16 protein-coding genes are annotated in these 15,305 nt (G+C 64.9%); 6 read left to right on the top strand and 10 right to left on the bottom strand.

Annotated elements, in window-relative coordinates; genetic code table 11:
• The first annotated feature begins 104 nt into the window (after window positions 1-104).
• From HNO51_RS06255 to HNO51_RS06240, 4 genes are read left to right on the top strand one after another with little or no spacing between them, the layout of a single operon-like run.
• Window positions 105-1,061 (top strand): HlyD family secretion protein, encoded by a 957-nt coding sequence (locus tag HNO51_RS06255; protein ID WP_209538771.1) that lies wholly within the window; start codon window positions 105-107, stop codon window positions 1,059-1,061.
• Window positions 1,031-2,761 carry an ATP-binding cassette domain-containing protein gene (locus HNO51_RS06250; protein WP_209538770.1) on the top strand — a complete coding sequence of 577 codons (1,731 nt, stop codon included), beginning with the start codon at window positions 1,031-1,033 and terminating at the stop codon, window positions 2,759-2,761. Before HNO51_RS06255 ends, HNO51_RS06250 begins: the two co-directional genes overlap by 31 nt.
• On the top strand, window positions 2,758-3,855 hold the full coding sequence (locus tag HNO51_RS06245; protein WP_209538769.1) for an ABC transporter permease: 1,098 nt from the start codon (window positions 2,758-2,760) through the stop codon (window positions 3,853-3,855). The genes HNO51_RS06250 and HNO51_RS06245 overlap by 4 nt, the downstream gene beginning before the upstream one ends.
• Window positions 3,855-4,952, top strand: coding sequence for an ABC transporter permease (locus HNO51_RS06240; protein ID WP_209538768.1), 1,098 nt, complete (start codon window positions 3,855-3,857; stop codon window positions 4,950-4,952). Before HNO51_RS06245 ends, HNO51_RS06240 begins: the two co-directional genes overlap by 1 nt.
• 268 nt (window positions 4,953-5,220) lie before the next feature.
• Here the strand turns inward: HNO51_RS06240 and HNO51_RS06235 are convergent, their stop codons facing one another.
• The 10 genes from HNO51_RS06235 to HNO51_RS06190 form a co-directional block, all read right to left on the bottom strand.
• Window positions 5,221-5,589 (bottom strand): cation transporter, encoded by a 369-nt coding sequence (locus HNO51_RS06235; protein WP_209538767.1) that lies wholly within the window; start codon window positions 5,587-5,589, stop codon window positions 5,221-5,223.
• 68 nt (window positions 5,590-5,657) lie between these two features.
• Window positions 5,658-6,320, bottom strand: a complete 663-nt coding sequence (locus HNO51_RS06230) for a methyltransferase family protein (protein ID WP_209538766.1) — start codon at window positions 6,318-6,320, stop codon at window positions 5,658-5,660.
• Window positions 6,317-6,541: a DUF2933 domain-containing protein gene (locus HNO51_RS06225; RefSeq protein WP_242597217.1), complete on the bottom strand. Its 225-nt coding sequence runs from the start codon at window positions 6,539-6,541 to the stop codon at window positions 6,317-6,319. Before HNO51_RS06225 ends, HNO51_RS06230 begins: the two co-directional genes overlap by 4 nt.
• A gap of 92 nt (window positions 6,542-6,633) precedes the next feature.
• On the bottom strand, window positions 6,634-7,017 hold the full coding sequence (locus HNO51_RS06220; RefSeq protein WP_197450172.1) for a hypothetical protein: 384 nt from the start codon (window positions 7,015-7,017) through the stop codon (window positions 6,634-6,636).
• A 178-nt stretch (window positions 7,018-7,195) separates the two neighbouring features.
• A complete protein-coding gene (locus HNO51_RS06215; RefSeq protein ID WP_209538765.1) occupies window positions 7,196-7,966 on the bottom strand; it encodes a copper resistance protein B in 771 nt (256 codons plus the stop codon).
• 9 nt (window positions 7,967-7,975) lie between these two features.
• Window positions 7,976-9,907: a copper resistance system multicopper oxidase gene (locus HNO51_RS06210; RefSeq protein ID WP_209538764.1), complete on the bottom strand. Its 1,932-nt coding sequence runs from the start codon at window positions 9,905-9,907 to the stop codon at window positions 7,976-7,978.
• A 68-nt stretch (window positions 9,908-9,975) separates the two neighbouring features.
• Window positions 9,976-11,304, bottom strand: coding sequence for a sensor histidine kinase (locus tag HNO51_RS06205; RefSeq protein ID WP_209538763.1), 1,329 nt, complete (start codon window positions 11,302-11,304; stop codon window positions 9,976-9,978).
• On the bottom strand, window positions 11,285-11,950 hold the full coding sequence (locus HNO51_RS06200; protein ID WP_197450168.1) for a response regulator transcription factor: 666 nt from the start codon (window positions 11,948-11,950) through the stop codon (window positions 11,285-11,287). The genes HNO51_RS06205 and HNO51_RS06200 overlap by 20 nt, the downstream gene beginning before the upstream one ends.
• A 6-nt stretch (window positions 11,951-11,956) precedes the next feature.
• Complete coding sequence (locus HNO51_RS06195) at window positions 11,957-12,451, bottom strand: cupredoxin domain-containing protein (protein WP_197450167.1); 495 nt, start codon at window positions 12,449-12,451, stop codon at window positions 11,957-11,959.
• Between the two features lie 79 nt (window positions 12,452-12,530).
• A complete protein-coding gene (locus HNO51_RS06190) occupies window positions 12,531-13,538 on the bottom strand; it encodes a L,D-transpeptidase family protein (RefSeq protein WP_197450166.1) in 1,008 nt (335 codons plus the stop codon).
• A 328-nt stretch (window positions 13,539-13,866) separates the two neighbouring features.
• Here HNO51_RS06190 and HNO51_RS06185 point away from each other — a divergent pair, with 328 nt between their 5' ends.
• Both HNO51_RS06185 and HNO51_RS06180 read left to right on the top strand, forming a co-directional pair.
• Entirely contained in the window at window positions 13,867-14,703 is an 837-nt protein-coding gene (locus HNO51_RS06185; protein WP_209538762.1) for a Spy/CpxP family protein refolding chaperone, read from the top strand.
• A 195-nt stretch (window positions 14,704-14,898) separates the two neighbouring features.
• The gene (locus tag HNO51_RS06180) at window positions 14,899-15,291 is read left to right on the top strand and encodes a hypothetical protein (RefSeq protein ID WP_197450164.1); all 393 of its coding nucleotides are present in this window, start codon (window positions 14,899-14,901) and stop codon (window positions 15,289-15,291) included.
• Window positions 15,292-15,305: the final 14 nt, after the last annotated feature.

Genomic DNA, 15,305 nt, shown 5'->3' with positions numbered 1-15,305 from the left:
CTTGTCATTCCGGCAGCGGCTGTGGACTGGCCGCCGGAGCGTTCTCCAGCCGACACCTCACCCGAGATGAAGGAGGATGAGGTGTAGAGACAATGGGGGCGGCAATGCGACACTCGCTGTGGACGATCGTGGCAGTCATGCTGCTGGCCGTTGGGGGCTATCTAGGCTTCCTGGCATTGCGGCCGGCGGAGCTCCCGCCCGGCCTGCTCTACGGCAGCGGCCGTATCGAAGCCACCGAGATTCGCCTGGCCGCCGAGATCCCCGGACGCGTAGTGGCAAACCATCTGGCCGAGGGCCGGGCCGTCACCAGGGACGATGTGCTGTTGCGCCTGGACGATCGCCTCCTTCGTCTGCAACAGGCCGAACTCGAGGCGCGCCGGGTCGCCGGTGAACAAGCGATGGTGCGGTTCGAGCGCCTGCTCGACACGGCGCGCCATCATCTCGGCAATGCCGAGACCGAGCTGGAACGCGCGCGAACCCTGCGTCGCACCGGCACGATTCCCGCGCAGCAACTGGAGCGCAGTGAAGATCGCCGGCGCGAAGCGGCCGGTGAGGTCGGGGTGCTGACAGCACAGCTTGCGGAGGCGACCGCCAACCTGCAGGCGCTCGAGCAACAACAGGCGCAGCTCGCGTTCCAGCTCGACAGGACCGTGCTGCGCAGCCCCATCGACGCCACCGTGCTGGTCAAGGCAGTAGAGGTTGGTGAGGTAGTGGCGCCCGGGCAGCCGCTGGGCATCCTGGTCGATCTGGACCGGCCCCGGCTGAAGCTCTACGTCGCCGAACAGGCGCTGGGACGGATCCGCCTCGGCGCCCCAGCCCGGGTACGGGTCAACGCCTTCCCGGACCGCTACTTCGAGGCCGACGTCAGCGCGGTCGACGACCGCGCCCTATTCACCCCCCGCGATGTCCATCTTCCCGACGAGCGGGCGCGCACCGTCTTCGGGGTGACCCTGCGGCTCGCCAACCCCGACGGCACTCTCAAGCCTGGCATGCCGGCCGATGCCTGGATCCGCTGGCAGGACGAGGCGCCGTGGCCCGACACCCTGGTCGTGCCACCATGACCGCGGCGATCCGCACCACCGGGCTGGGGCGGCGCTTCGCCGGCCGGCAGGTGCTCAGGGGGGTCGAGCTGGAGGTCCGGCAGGGCGAAATCTTCGGGCTGCTGGGCCCGGACGGCGCCGGCAAGACCACGCTCATGCAACTGCTGGCGGCGATCCTGGATCCCAGCGAGGGGCAAGCGAAGGTACTCGGCTTCGACACGGTGCGCCAGGCGGCCGAGGTGAATGCCCGGGTCGGCTACATGTCACAGGAGTTCACGCTCTACGACCGGCTCAGCGTTCTCGAGAACCTGCAGTTCGCCGCCAGTATCCGCGACGTCGCCCCGGACGGTTTCCGCCGTCGCAGCCGGGAGCTGCTCGCCATGGCCGGGCTGCAGGACGTTCTCGACCGGCCGGCCGGCAAGCTCTCCGGTGGCATGCGCAAGAAGCTGTCGCTGTGCGCTAACCTGATCCATGCCCCGCCTTTGCTGCTGCTCGACGAACTCAGCCTCGGCGTCGACCCGGTATCGCGCCGCGATCTGTGGCGACTGCTGCGGCGTTACCGGGAGGACGGCAGTACCGTCGTCGTGAGTACTCCCTACATGGACGAAGCGGAACACTGCGATCGACTCGCCTTTCTCGACCAGGGCCGGGTGCTGGCGGTGGACAGCCCGGCGCAGTTGCGTGCCCGGGTCCAGGGGCGGATCTACGACGTGCGGACCGCCATGGCCGCCGCCGTGCAGGCCATCCTGCGCGACGTCCCCGAGGTGCTGAACCTGCAGTGGTTGGCGGACAGGTTGCGCATCCAGCTGCATGCCGGTGCCGACCTGCCGCCGGCCATCCTGGCGCGGCTGCGCGGGCTCGCCACCCTGGCTTCCGCCGCGCCGGGGCTGGAGGAGGCCTTCATCGCACTGAGCACGGCACAGGCGCCGGCAGCGCCGCCGCCGGTGACACCGGCCGTCACGGAGACGCAGGGTGGCGAGGTACGAGCGGAGCGGCTCAGCGTGCGGTTCGGCGACTTCACCGCCGTCGACCGGGTCTCGGTCAGTGTGTCGCCGGGCGAGGTGATCGGCTGGCTGGGCCCCAACGGCGCCGGCAAGACCACCCTGATCCGGGTCTTCTGCGGTCTGCTGATGCCCAGCGACGGCGAGGCCTTCGTCGCCGGCCTCTCGGTGACCGCCCAGGCACAGGCCCTGCGCGGCCGCATCGGCTACATGTCGCAGCGCTTCTCGCTCTACCCGGATCTCACGGTGGCCGAAAACCTGCGCTTCTTCGCCGGGGCCTACGGCCTTGGCGGCATGCGCCGACGCCAGGCGATCGAATGGGCCAGCGGCATGACGGCCCTGACCGGGATGGAGACGCGCCGCGTCAGCGAGCTGTCGGCGGCGGTACGCCAGCGCCTGGCGCTGGCCTGCAGCATCCTGCACGGCCCGGCGGTGCTGTTTCTGGACGAGCCCACCTCCGGCGTTGATCCGCTCAACCGCCAGCGCTTCTGGCAGCTGATCCAGACCCTGGCCAGCGGCGGCATGACGGTGTTCGTTACCACCCACTATCTGGAAGAGGCGAGCTATTGCCACCGCCTGGGGTTGATGCACCAGGGGCGCCTGGTCGCCCTTGGTACCCTCGAGCAGCTGCGCCAGGCGCTGCGGCTGCCGGCCGACGCCGGCATGGAAGCGGTCTTCCTCGGCCATCTCGAGCGCACGCAGCGGGAGCTGGCATCATGAACCCCAAGCGCATCGCCGCCGTGGCGACCAAGGAGGCGAAAGAGGTGCTGCGCGACCCGATCACCGTCGGCGTCGCGCTGATCATGCCGCTGGTCATGCTGCTGCTGTTCGGCTATGCGATCACGCTCGATGTCGACGACATCCCGATGGGGGTGCTGGATCAGGACCGTACGCCCGCCAGCCGCCAGCTCAGCGAGGCGTTCACGGCGAGCGAGACCTTCCGGTTGGAGCGCGAATTGAGTGACCCGCAGGCGATGGAGCGCGCCTTGCAGCGCGGCGAGATCCGCTTGGCACTGATCATCCCGCCCGGTTTCGAACGCGCCCTCGCCCGCCACGAGCCGAGCCCGGTCCAACTGCTGGTGGACGGCACCTTTTCCGCCACGGCGACGCTGGTCGGCGGTCATGCGCTGGCCATCGCCAGCGGCTTTGGCCATGCAGCGCCATCGTCGGCCCTGCACCTGGAAACCCGCGTCTGGTACAACCCCTCGCTCAGCAGCGTGCACACCGTGGTGCCCGGCCTCTATGCGGTGATCCTGATGGCCTTCCCGCCTCTGCTCACCGCGCTCGCCCTGGTGCGGGAGAAGGAAACCGGCACCATCGCGCAGATCTATGCCTCGCCGCTCTCCTCCGTCGAGTTTCTCGCCGGCAAGCTGATGCCCTACGCGATCATCGCCTTCGTGCAGATGGCGATGGTGATCGGTGTCGGTTTTCTCTGGTTTGGGGTGCCGTTCCGGGGCAGCGTCGCGTTCCTGTTGGCGATATCGCTGCTGTACGTGCTCTGCACCCTGGGGATCGGCCTGCTGGTGTCGGCCGTGACCCGTACCCAACTGGTCGCCCTGCTGGCCGTGCTGATCGTGACCCTGATGCCCTCCCTCCTGTTCTCGGGCATGCTGTTTCCGATCTTCACCATGCCTTATGTGGTGCAGCTCTACACCCTGGCCTTTCCGGGACGCTATTTCGTCGACATCTCCCGTGGCGTGGTGCTCAAGGGCGTCGGACTCGAGGTCCTGTGGCCGAGCATCGCCATCGTCGCCGTCTACACCCTGCTGGTCTTCGCCCTGGCGGCCTGGCGGCTCAAGAAGAAGGTGGCCTGATGCGACTGCGCAGCCTGTTGCACAAGGAGCTGATCCAATTCTTCCGCGATCCCGTGGTGCTGTTCCTGATCTTCTGGCTCTACACCATCGAAGTGGTGATCTGCGCCTACGCCCTGGGCATGGAGATGCGCGACCTGCCCTTGGCCGTGGTCGATGCCGACGAGAGCCCGATCAGCCGCCGCCTGATCGATGACTTCGTCGCAGGCGGCAACTTCCGTCTGGTGGCGCACCTGCGCGATGTTGCGGCGGCCGAGCCGTATCTGGAACGCGGTGAGGCACAGGCGGTACTGGTCATCCCCGTCGATTTCGAGCGCGAACTCTACCGCGGTAGCGGTCAGGCACTGCAGTTCGTGATCGATGGCAGCAACGCCAATACGGCGGCCGTCGCCCGTGGCTATGCGCTGCAGACGGTGGAGGCCTTCCGGATGCGCCAGGGCACACTCGACGAGCGACCGCTCGCGACGGTAACCGCGCAGCTCCGCACCTGGTACAACCCGGACCAGACCAACGTCAACTTCACGGTGCTGGCGATGATCGCCCTGGCGGGGTTGATGATCGGTGTCGTGCATCCCGCCGCCTCCATCGTTCGCGAGAAGGAGGTCGGCACCATCGAGCAGCTCATGGTCACACCCATTCGCCGTGGCGAACTGTTCATCGCCAAGACCGTGCCCACCCTGTTGATCGGCCTGATCGCCGTACTCCCCAGCCTGGCGCTGGTCGGCTGGTTCGGCGTGCCGGTCAGAGGCAACCTGTCGCTGTTCTTCGCCCTGACCGCGCTGTTTCTGTTCAGCGCCATCGGCCTCGGCGTCCTGGTGGCGGCGGTTTCGCGAACTCTACAGCAGGCCCTGCTGCTCGCCTTCTTCGGCCTCTTCCCGCTGATGTTCCTGTCCGGCACCATGGTGCCGGTGGAGAGCATGCCGAACCTGCTCCAGCGGCTGTCGTTGGCCAGCCCCTTGCGCCACTATCTGGAAATCACCCTGGGCATCTTCCTCAAGGGTGTGGGCATGGAGATCCTGTGGCCGCATGCTCTCGCTCTCGTGGTGATAGGCATGCCATTGTACCTAGCTGCCTGGCTGATTTTTCGGCGCCTGCCATGACACCCCCACCAGCCACTTCAAGCGCTGCAAGCTCTACGACGCAGCGGCAACAAACCGAGGTCAGGGTGTGGCTGCGGTTCTCGCTGTACCGTTGGCATTCTCGCTGTTGCAGATGGCGCTGGTTTGGCTCATCTACCAACACAGAGCGTTCAGAGAAGGGCCCTGCACGGATTGTCGCTTGTCGCTTCCGTTCTGTTCGTGCTGATTGCCGTCGCCGCCATTCTCTCCCTCATCGGCTACGGGATCCGCCGGGGCCAACTCTGCCTTGCTATTTTTTCTTCCCACTGCCGGGTGGGGATTGATGGCAGCTCCAGGGTTCATGATTAGCATTATCCTTCACATTCTGATCGACAAACCGGTAATGCTCTTCCTTGAAACGCGTCCACCAGTCATGGCTGATCTCGACAGCATGTTTCTTTAAAATATCCTCTACGCAATCGAGGCAAACTCTCGATGCGTCATAGGCCAGATCCAGCCTCCACTTTTTCTCGTCAAAAGACACGCCGTCCAGCCCATAGAGCTGATCAATGTCGGCGACAGCTGCTCGAATCGACACCTCATCGTTAGGCTCCAGCTTCAGATGACGAGTTACCAGATTGATCTCGGATACACCAAGGCGATGCTCTTTATTACTCATGACAAATTCACCTCTTAGTTTTCTTCTCACTCAGACTCGACCGATCTGTCTTGATGATCAGTGTGCAATTACCCTCCTCGGAAACGGGTAGAGAACTTGGGAAATATCCGGGGGATGAACCTTGGAGTACGCTCCATATAATCTCGATATACCTCACCAAATTCCATCAGATTCATATGCTCTTCATGACGGGCGAGGCGCACATAGACCACGACCAGAATCGGGAACATGACGACAGTCAGCAGCGTGGGCCATTGCAACAGGAACCCGAACATGATCAGGATAAGGGCGGCATACTGAGGGTGGCGGCAGCGCGAATACCAGCCGGTCATGGCGACTTCGCCGCTCTGTTGCGCTCGATGGAGCACACGCCAGGCCGATGCCAGCATGAAGAAGCCCACAACGATCATGACATTGCTGGCAATATGCAGGACATTGAAATGAGGGTCTCCCTCCACTCCCAGCAAGGTCTGCAGCAGATGACCGCTGTCGTGGGAGAAGGGGTCGATACCGGGGTAACGCGTTGCCAACCAGCCAGCGAGGAAGTAAATGGTCAAGGGAAAGCCGTACATCTCCACGAACAGCGCTACCACGAAGGCCGAGAAGGCGCCCAGACTTCGCCAGTCCGCCTCGCTGCGGGGCTTGATGAAGCTGAAGGCGAAGAAGACGAAGACCACTGAGTTCAGGATGACCAGTATCCACAGCCCATAGGCGCTTCCTCCAGCGTTCATGTCTCGTCCCCTCCCTTGCCGTGCCGGCCATGCCCGCCATGCATGAACAGATGCATCAGCGGACAGGCCAGCAGGATGAGAAACGGCATAAACTGCACGAAATGAACCCTGTGCACGGCCCACAGCAGATACACCACGAAGGCGAGAAAGAGTCCCAGGGGCAGCCTGAAGCGCATGGGCTGCAGGCCACCGGAATCGGATGGGGGCTTGTCGTGATCCATGGTTCACCTCGCATGCTGGGAGTGCGGCCATCTCAAGGGCCGAACTCGCGGATGGTACGTAATCCTTGAGACGTCGTAGCGAACGACCGATCTCAGATACGCATCCGAGCCGTGGCGAGATAAATGGGGCTAGGCGAGTGCGGCGAGAAACCTGGCAGCATCAGATTTCCACCCACTCCGACAGGCAAGAGGAACAAGGAGAGCAAGCCGGGAAACAGGCTCGCTGTGGTCAAGTTGCGCAGATCACCTGCTGACACCTTGCCGAGACTGGCCATAGTAATGCTCGGAGAGTGCTTGTCGCAGTTCTCCGCATGCAGGTCATCTACCGCGGCAAGCATCGCCTGGCTCACCGACTCACCTATTTCCATCTGAGGTGAACAGGCATAGGCGATTCCCACCGTCCAAGCCAGTAGCCAGAGCAGCAGTATTCCCGGCAGCCGGGTGAACAATGATCCGTGCAACTCGTACAGGCTCATCGGGATGTGCCTTCCATTCCAGAGGTCCTGATCAGACGGCAGGGCGCGCCGACGAACTTAGTATGACAATGGAGGGCGTTGCCTGAGTTGATGCAGATCAAGCATCGATTTGTTCTGGCTAGACCATGTCACTACGGTAAAGCCGGTGCAGCAGCGTCCGGCTGCTGCACCGGCTATATCAGAACAACAGGCGAATGCCAGCGACGAGACCGGTGTCTTCGGTAGGCTCGCCATGGGCGCGTGCCATGTCGGCGGTCTCGCCGTAGCTTTTCTCCCAATAGGCACCGACATAAGGGGCAAGCTTGCGGGTGATTTCGTAGCGAAGCCGTAAGCCGGCATTCAACGTATTCACCCCGCTTCCCATATGAAATTCCTCCACTGTGCTGCCTGCTGCGACCAGCTCCGCACGGGGTTGCAGGTACCAACGCTGGGTGAGGCGCACGTCGTGCTCGGCTTCCAACTGGACCCAGGCGTCGCCCTCTTCGCTGACCTTGAGGTCGAGGCTGGTCTCGATGCGGTAGGGCGCCGTTCCCTGCAGGCCGACGACGCCATAGAAACGCTCGGGATGGTCGTTCGTGCCGACGTTGCCCTGGTAACCGATGCCGCCCTGGAGCTCCCAGAAATCCGCGACCAGGTGGCTGTAGCGCAGGTCGAGGGCCTCGAACTCGGCGCCCGCTCCGTCGCCCTGGACATTCTCGCCTTCGCTCTTGAGATAGAAGCGGCTGATGTCGCCGCCGTACCAGGCTTCGAAATCCCACACCAGGGTTTCGTCTTCCTTGTCGGGAAAGACGTATTCGAGCCGATCGAAGACCGCCGTCCCGACATGATGCTTCGCCATCGGAGAGGGCCAGTCGCCCGGCGCGTCGTAGCCATCCTCGGCATGAGCCCCGACAGTGGCCAGCAAGGCAAGGGTGGCGCCGGCGACAGGCAGTGTCATTCTGGTTTTCATGCGAACTCCTTACGAGACCCTGACGACCCGGAACATGCCGGCATCCATGTGGTAGAGCAGGTGGCAATGGAAGGCCCAGCTGCCCTCGGCGTCGGCGGTGATCAGTGCCGAGACCCGCTCGCCCGGCTTGACGTTGATGGTGTGCTTGCGAGGAATGAGCTCACCCGCCCCGTTCTCCAGCTCCATCCACATGCCGTGCAAATGGATGGGGTGCTCCATCATGGTGTCGTTGACCAGGATCAGGCGCAGCCGCTCGTCCTTGCGGAAATGGATGGGGCCGTCGACCTGGCTGAACGTCTTGCCATCGAACGACCACATGTAGCGCTCCATGTTGCCGGTCAGGTGGATCTCCATCTCGCGCTCCGGTTCACGGCGGTCCGGCCAGGGACGGAATGCCTTGAGATCGCGATACATCAGGATGCGCCGCTCCTCCGGGTCGATGCCGATCCCTGCCTGGTCATACTGCGAGCCAGGCTGGGCGGCCCCCGCCGGCAGCATGCCGCCCTCGGAGGCGCCAGGCGACGTGCCGTGCTGCATGTTCGAATGGTCCATGCCCGCCATGTTCGAATGGTCCATGCCCGCCATGTTCGAGTGGTCCATGCCCGCCATGTTCGAGTGGTCCATGCCCGCCATGTTCGAGTGGTCCATGCCCGCCATGTTCGAATGGTCCATGCCCGCCATGTTCGAGTGGTCCATGCCCGCCATGTTCGAGTGGTCCATGCCTGCCATGTTCGAGTGGTCCATGCCCGCCATGTTCGAGTGGTCCATGCCTGCCATGTCGCCGTGATCCATGCCATGCGCGCCCATCGCCTCCATGCCGCGGTCGGCGATCCTGCGCCGCTCGGGGATACCGGCCTCCATCCCCAGGCGCGGCGCCAGGGTCGCGCGGGCGAAGCCGCTGCGGTCCATGGATTCGGCAAACACCGTATACGCCGTGTCCGCCTCGGGGGTGACGATGACGTCGTAGGTCTCGGCGACGGCAATACGGAACTCGTCGACCGGTACGGGCTGCACGGGCTGGCCGTCGGCAGCCACCACCGTCATCTTCAGCCCCGGAATGCGCACGTCGAAGTAGGTCATCGCCGAGCCGTTGATGAATCTCAGCCGCAGCCGCTCTCCCGGCTTGAACAGTGCCGTCCAGTTCTGCTCCGGCGCCTGGCCGTTGACCAAGTAGGTGTAGGTGCTGCCGGTGACATCGGCGATGTCGCGCGAGCTCATGCGCATGCGTGCCCACATCGCGCGCGTGCGGGCCGTCTCGCGAAAGCCGTTCTCGCGCACCTCGGTGAGGAAGTCCGCGATGGTCCGTTCCTGCAGGTTGTAGTAGCCCTCGGCGGTCTTCAGGTTGCGAAAGACCGTGGCCGGATCTTCGTAGGTCCAGTCGGTCAGCAACACCACATGCTCGCGGTCGAAGCGGAACGGCTCGCGCTCGGCGGCGTCGATGATGATCGGTCCCGCGTGGCCCAGCTGTTCCTGCAGGCCGGAGTGGCTGTGGTACCAGTAGGTACCGTTCTGCACCACGGGGAAGCGATAAGTGAAGGTCTCCCCCGGGGCGATGCCGGCGAAGCTGATCCCCGGTGCCCCGTCGACCGCGGGAGGCAGGATCAGGCCGTGCCAGTGGATGGAAGTCGGCTCGTCCAGCAGGTTGGTAACGCGCAGCGTCGCATCCTGTCCCTCCCGCAGCCGGATCAGAGGGCCGGGACTCGTCCCGTTGATGGTGATCGGGCGCGCGTTGCGCCCATTGATCCTCAGCGTCTCCCGGCGAATGGCAAGGGCGATGTCATTGCCCTCGACCGCCCCCTGGGGGTAGGCATTGCTCTGCCCCCAGGGATCGGCCCAGGCGGGAACCAGCCCCAGGGCCGCAGCCCCGAAGCCGCAGGCGACCCCGCCCTTGAGCAGCTGTCGACGGGAAAGGGTAAGGCCGGTGGCGTTCTTGGTTGTCATGCATGGCTCCTGTCAGGGGAACTCCAGGCGCCATGATGCGATGGCTTACTGAAACCACGCTGAATGGATCAGTTCGTCTCGGGTAGCGGCAGCACGATCTCGACCCGCAGCCCTCCCACCGGCGAAGGCTCGAAACGGACCCGGCCCGCATAGCGTTCAACGATCTGATGCAGAATGGACAGGCCCAGCCCATGGCCGGGCTTGCCCTCGTCGAGCCGATTGCCACGACGGCCCAGGCGGCTCAGGTCGCCAGGCGCGACGCCACGACCGTCGTCCTCGACCAGAATCGTCAACGAGGCGTCCTGGTGCAGGTGGCAATGGATCTCGCGGGAAGCCCACTTGCCGGCATTGTCCAGCAGGATACCCAGCATTTCGGCGAAGTCCTGCCGCTCGACGCTGACGGTGGTGGGCACCGCAGCGGCGATGTCGAGACGAAAGCGCCGATCGGGATAGAGGCTCGAGAACATCTCGATCAATTGCTCGGCTTCGCGCCGGACCACCGCACGCTGCCCCGCATTGGGCCCGGCGATGCGGGAGCGCTTCAGCTCGGTCTCCAGTTGGGCATGCATGTCCTCGAGTCGACGCTGCATCTTCAACCTGCGCTCTGCGTCGATAGGGCGTGAGCCACGCAGCACCTGCAAGATCGCGGTCAGCGGCGTCTTGAGCGCATGAGAAAGATTAGCCAGGGACTCTCGCGAACGCTGGAGCCGTCGCGCGTGTTCATCCATGAGACGATTGAGCTGCTCCACCAGGCCATCGAGTTCGGAAGGCGCGTCGAGATGCAGCCTGTCACGCGCCCCGGCACGCAGTTCATCGAGCTGCCGACGAAGGCGCGAGAGCGGACGCAGTGCGCGGTTGACCGCCATCATATTGAGGCCGATGAGCAGGACCAACAGCAGGCCGGCGATGCCACCCACCCACCAGTGAAGCACTTCCAGGCCATCCTCGACCTGGCCGAAGTCCTCGCCGATCAGCAGCACGCCTGAGCGGCCGTCGAATTCGAAGCGCGCACGGTACACCAGCAGATGGCGCCCTCCCCAGGCCACCACGTCCAAGGTGTCGTCCTCGCCTTCGAGGAAAGGCACGAGCGCTTCGAGCCAGCGTGGGTGCGAGGTGGTGATCTCGCCGTCCAGCTCCAGCACGTAGAGGTGATGGAAGACCTGGAAGGCAGGACTCTCCGCGCGCCAGAGCGGCGTGGAGAGCTGCCCTTGGCGAAACTGGAGCAGCGTATGTTCCGCCTCCTGGCGCAGCCGCTCGCCGAGAAAGCTCCGCGCCAGGTCGTGCAGCAGAATGCCGTGCATCAGCCAGGTCAGGCCCACCACGATGAAGGCCACGCCCCCGAGCCAGGCCAGCAGGCGGAAGCGCAGGCTGCGCCGGTCAACGCGACGCAAGGACATAGCCCTGGCCACGCCGAGTCTGGATGGCGTTCTTGCCCAACCGACGCCGAAGCTTGGCGATGTAGACCTCCACCAGATTCGGAGCGGGAGCATCCTGCTCCAGGGAGTAGAGCTGATCGAGCAGCTGAGCCTTGGACAAGACACGGCCGGGATGGTGCATCAGGTAGCGCAGTAGGCGGAACTCCGTAGCGGTGAGGCTCTGCCAGGCGTCGCCATCGACACTGACCTGCCGTGTGTCTTCGTCGAGCTGTATGCCGTTGACGCTGAGGATGGGGCTCAGGCGGCCGGTCTGCCGCCTCAAGAGCGCATTCAATCGGGCCAACAGTTCGGCTTCATGGAACGGCTTGGTCAGGTAATCATCGGCCCCGCGACGCAGGCCATCGACTTTGTCTTCCCAGGTGTCCCGCGCCGTGAGGGCGAGAATCGGCAGGCGGCGCCCCTCACCACGCCAGCGCGCGATCAGGTCGAGCCCGGAGCCGTCCGGCAGTCCCAGGTCGAGAATCGCCAGGGCGTAGTCCTCGGTCGCCATCAACGACTCGGCGGCGCGAACCGACGCCGCCGAGTCGACACGGTAGCCGTTGTCTTCCAGAGTTTCCGACAAGCTTTCCGCCAGCAGGTCGTCATCTTCGAGAAGTAACAGCTTCATTGCCGCTCATCCCTCGAAGTCGATCTGCCCCACCATGCCGGCTTCGTAGTGCCCGGGGATGTTGCAGGCGTACTCCAACTGGCCTGCCCCCTCGGGCGCCGTCCAGACGAGCATGGCAGTCTCGCCGGGAGCAATGGTCACGGCAGGCATGTTGCCGCCATGCTCGCCCTCGGCCATGTCGTGGCCGCCATGATCACCATGGCCGTGACCGTGGCCACCCATCTCCTGCATCATGCGACGGTGCTCCTCCTGAGCCGCCCGGTCGCCAATGACGAACTCGTGCGGGAGGGCCCCGCTGTTATGGATCTCGAACTTCACCGTTTCGCCCGGTGAGACAGTCAATGCCTCGGGACCGAACATCATCTCTTCCGCCTCGACCTGGATGACGCGATCCACCTTCGCCTCGTCGGCCGGTTGCGTACCGTTGGCCTGGTGACCGGGGGCCGCCAGGGCGTTGGCCGACCAGAGGGTGACCAGGGCTGCAAAAAGCGACTTGTACATGGTTATGTCTCGATTCGCCTAAGGGAAGCACAACGCTAACGCATCACTCTGAATGCAAGCTGAAACGAAGGATGCCTGGCTAGACCGCCAGCTCCTCCCACAGCAGGCTCTCCTGCTCCTCGGTCTTTTCCTCGGGTTCGGGCGCGGGCGCCGGTGTCAGCGCGACGACCTCGCCGCTGGGGTTCTCGAGCAGTTCGCGCAGCAGCTCGTAGTTCAACGGCGTGTCGGCCTCGTCGTCGCTGCCTTCGAGCATGGCCAGGGTCTCCATGAACGCGGCCATGCCGGCTTCCTGCTCGCCCAGCGGCTCGTAGACCTGGACATAGGGCATGTCCCCGTCCCAGCCGGCCTTGATCGGCTGGTTGATGAGGTGAACCTGAGTGCCGACGGGCACGCGTTCGAAGATCGACGCGACGTCCTCGGGGAACATGCGAATGCAGCCGCGGCTGGCGCGCATGCCGATGCCATCCGGCTTGTTGGTGCCGTGGATCAGATAGCCGGGGATATCGAGCAGGATGGCGTGGCGCCCCAGCGGGTTGTCGGGCCCCGGCGGCACCACGGCGGGCGCCTCCTCGCCACGCTCGGCGGCCTCCTGGCGCACCGACTGGGGCGGGTACCAGGCCGGATCCTTGAGATTCATGGTGGTCTTGGTCTTGCCCAGCGGGGTATCGAAGCCCTCGCGCCCGATGCCGATCGGATAGGTCTCCACCCGCGGCGTCTCGCCCTCGCCTGTCGGCGGATAGTAGTACAGCCGGAGCTCGGCGACGTTGATCACGATCCCCTCCCGCTCCACCGGCGGCAGGATGAAGCGCCCCGGGATCACCACCTCGGTGCCTTCGCCCGGCATCCAGACGCTGACGTCGGGATTGGCGCGGCGAATCTCCTGGTAGCCCACGTTGTGTTCACGGGCGATGTCGAGCAGGGTCTCCTCGTCACGCGCCTCTACGATGTAATCCTCGCCGATAACGTCGCCCCGCTCGGGTAGCGGGTAGTGCCCCTTGGGCCACTCACCCTCGGCCTGTTCGTCCTCGGCGGCCATCAGCGGCAACGCCCACAGCATGGCCAGCAGCAGCGGGAGCAGCCCACTCATTCGCCACGACGTCTCGAAGCGTCGGCCGGCTTTGGCATGATGCGTCATGTCGGTATTCACTCGTTTATCCATCCTCAAGGAATGAAGGTATCGGCGTCCTAGTCTATTCGTCCGCGAAAGGTTAAGACAGCCGCCGTGCCCATTCCTTACATCCGCGGCGCAAATATCTCTTCTCGGAATTCCCTTGGCCATCGCGGCAGGTCAGCCGCTTTAATGATGCACGTCAATTTCCGATGACGCCCGGCTTTCTATGCTGTGGAAAGTCACCGCCGGCGCGGCATCGTGCCGGCTCCACCAAGCGGATGGGTGCACGTCACCAGGAGGTATCATGAAACTTCGCGGAATCGCCGCCTCTCTCGGCCTTGCCACGCTGATCTTTACCGGCTCGGCTGGGGCGCAGGGCATGATGGGCGGCCCGGGCTACGGCGGCCCCGGCATGGGCATGGGGCCCGGCATGATGAGCGGCCAGGGCTACGACCCCGGCATGGGCATGGGCCCCGGCATGATGGGCGGCCAGGGCTTCGGCCCCGGCATGGGCATGGGCCCCGGCATGATGGGCGGCCAGGGCTTCGGCCCCGGCATGGGCATGGGGCCCGGCATGATGGGCGGCCAGGGCTTCGGCCCCGGCATGGGTATGGGCCCCGGCATGATGGGCGGCCAGGGCTTCGGCCCCGGCATGGGCATGGGCCCCGGCATGATGGGCGGCCAGGGCTTCGGCCCCGGCATGGGCATGGGCCCCGGCATGATGGGCGGCCAGGGCTTCGGCCCCGGCATGGGCATGGGGCCCGGCATGATGGGCGGCCAGGGATTCGGACCCTGCCATGGCGCGGGACCAGGGGGGATGTGGCAATTCCTCGAACCCGATCAACGCGAGGATATGAGCGCCCTGTTGGAACGGCATCGCGACGCACAGACCGAGCGCATGAACCAGATGATGGAACTGCGCGAGTCGGCAATGGCACAGATGCAAGAGGCCAGGCCCGATCCCGACGCCATCCAGGAACTGCACAGCCGCATGGCTCAGCTTCAGGGCGAGATGATGGGTGACCGGGTGCGCCTGCACAACGCCATGCAGGATCTGCTCACCGATGAGCAGCGTCAGCAGCTGCAGCAGGGCATGCCGATGCAGCGCGGAAAGCCGGCGTCTCCCTCCACTACGGAGTGAGCCCCGAGGGCGCGTGACGAGGCTTCGGCACAGCTCGGCTTGTGCCGATGTCTCGCCTCGCCATGGTGCCTGCTCGAACGCGGCCCCCTGTTCGGCTGAGGCAGCACGCGTCTCGCATCGATTGATATGCGTCAAGATTCGCCCGCTCCGGTTCGGCTAGGCTGAAATGACCGATGGCTCGCATAGAGTGGTTCCATGGCCCCACGACCCGCCTACGCCCGACCGCAGCCCGCCCCCGTCTGGGCATGGGCGCGGTACTGGCTGTTCGCTGCGCTGGGCCTCGCGATGCTGCTCTTGGCGCCACCTGCCATGGCAAGTGGGGTCGACGCCAGCAGCGAGACGCCGAGCATCGTGGCGACCACGGCCAATCATGGAGAGGAGTGCCACCACGACACGCGTATCGCCCAGCCAAGCGACGTCACGCTACGCAGTGAACGCCACGACAGCCAGGACGCCGCCTGCTCCGAGGGGCTCGTCCCAGGGCAGGGCGCCCTTCCCCATCGCACCTCGGCCCTCGGTTTTCCCCGAACGCATCCCGACCCCTCCCCGCTTCCGATCTATCTGGTGACAGGACGCATTCGGTCCTGAGCGTCACTCTGCAT

It is taken from the genome of Billgrantia sulfidoxydans, from assembly GCF_017868775.1.
Classification (GTDB): domain Bacteria; phylum Pseudomonadota; class Gammaproteobacteria; order Pseudomonadales; family Halomonadaceae; genus Halomonas; species Halomonas sulfidoxydans.
The sequence above is the reverse complement of the archived record's forward strand: the minus strand, read 5'-3'. Positions and strand labels throughout refer to the sequence as shown.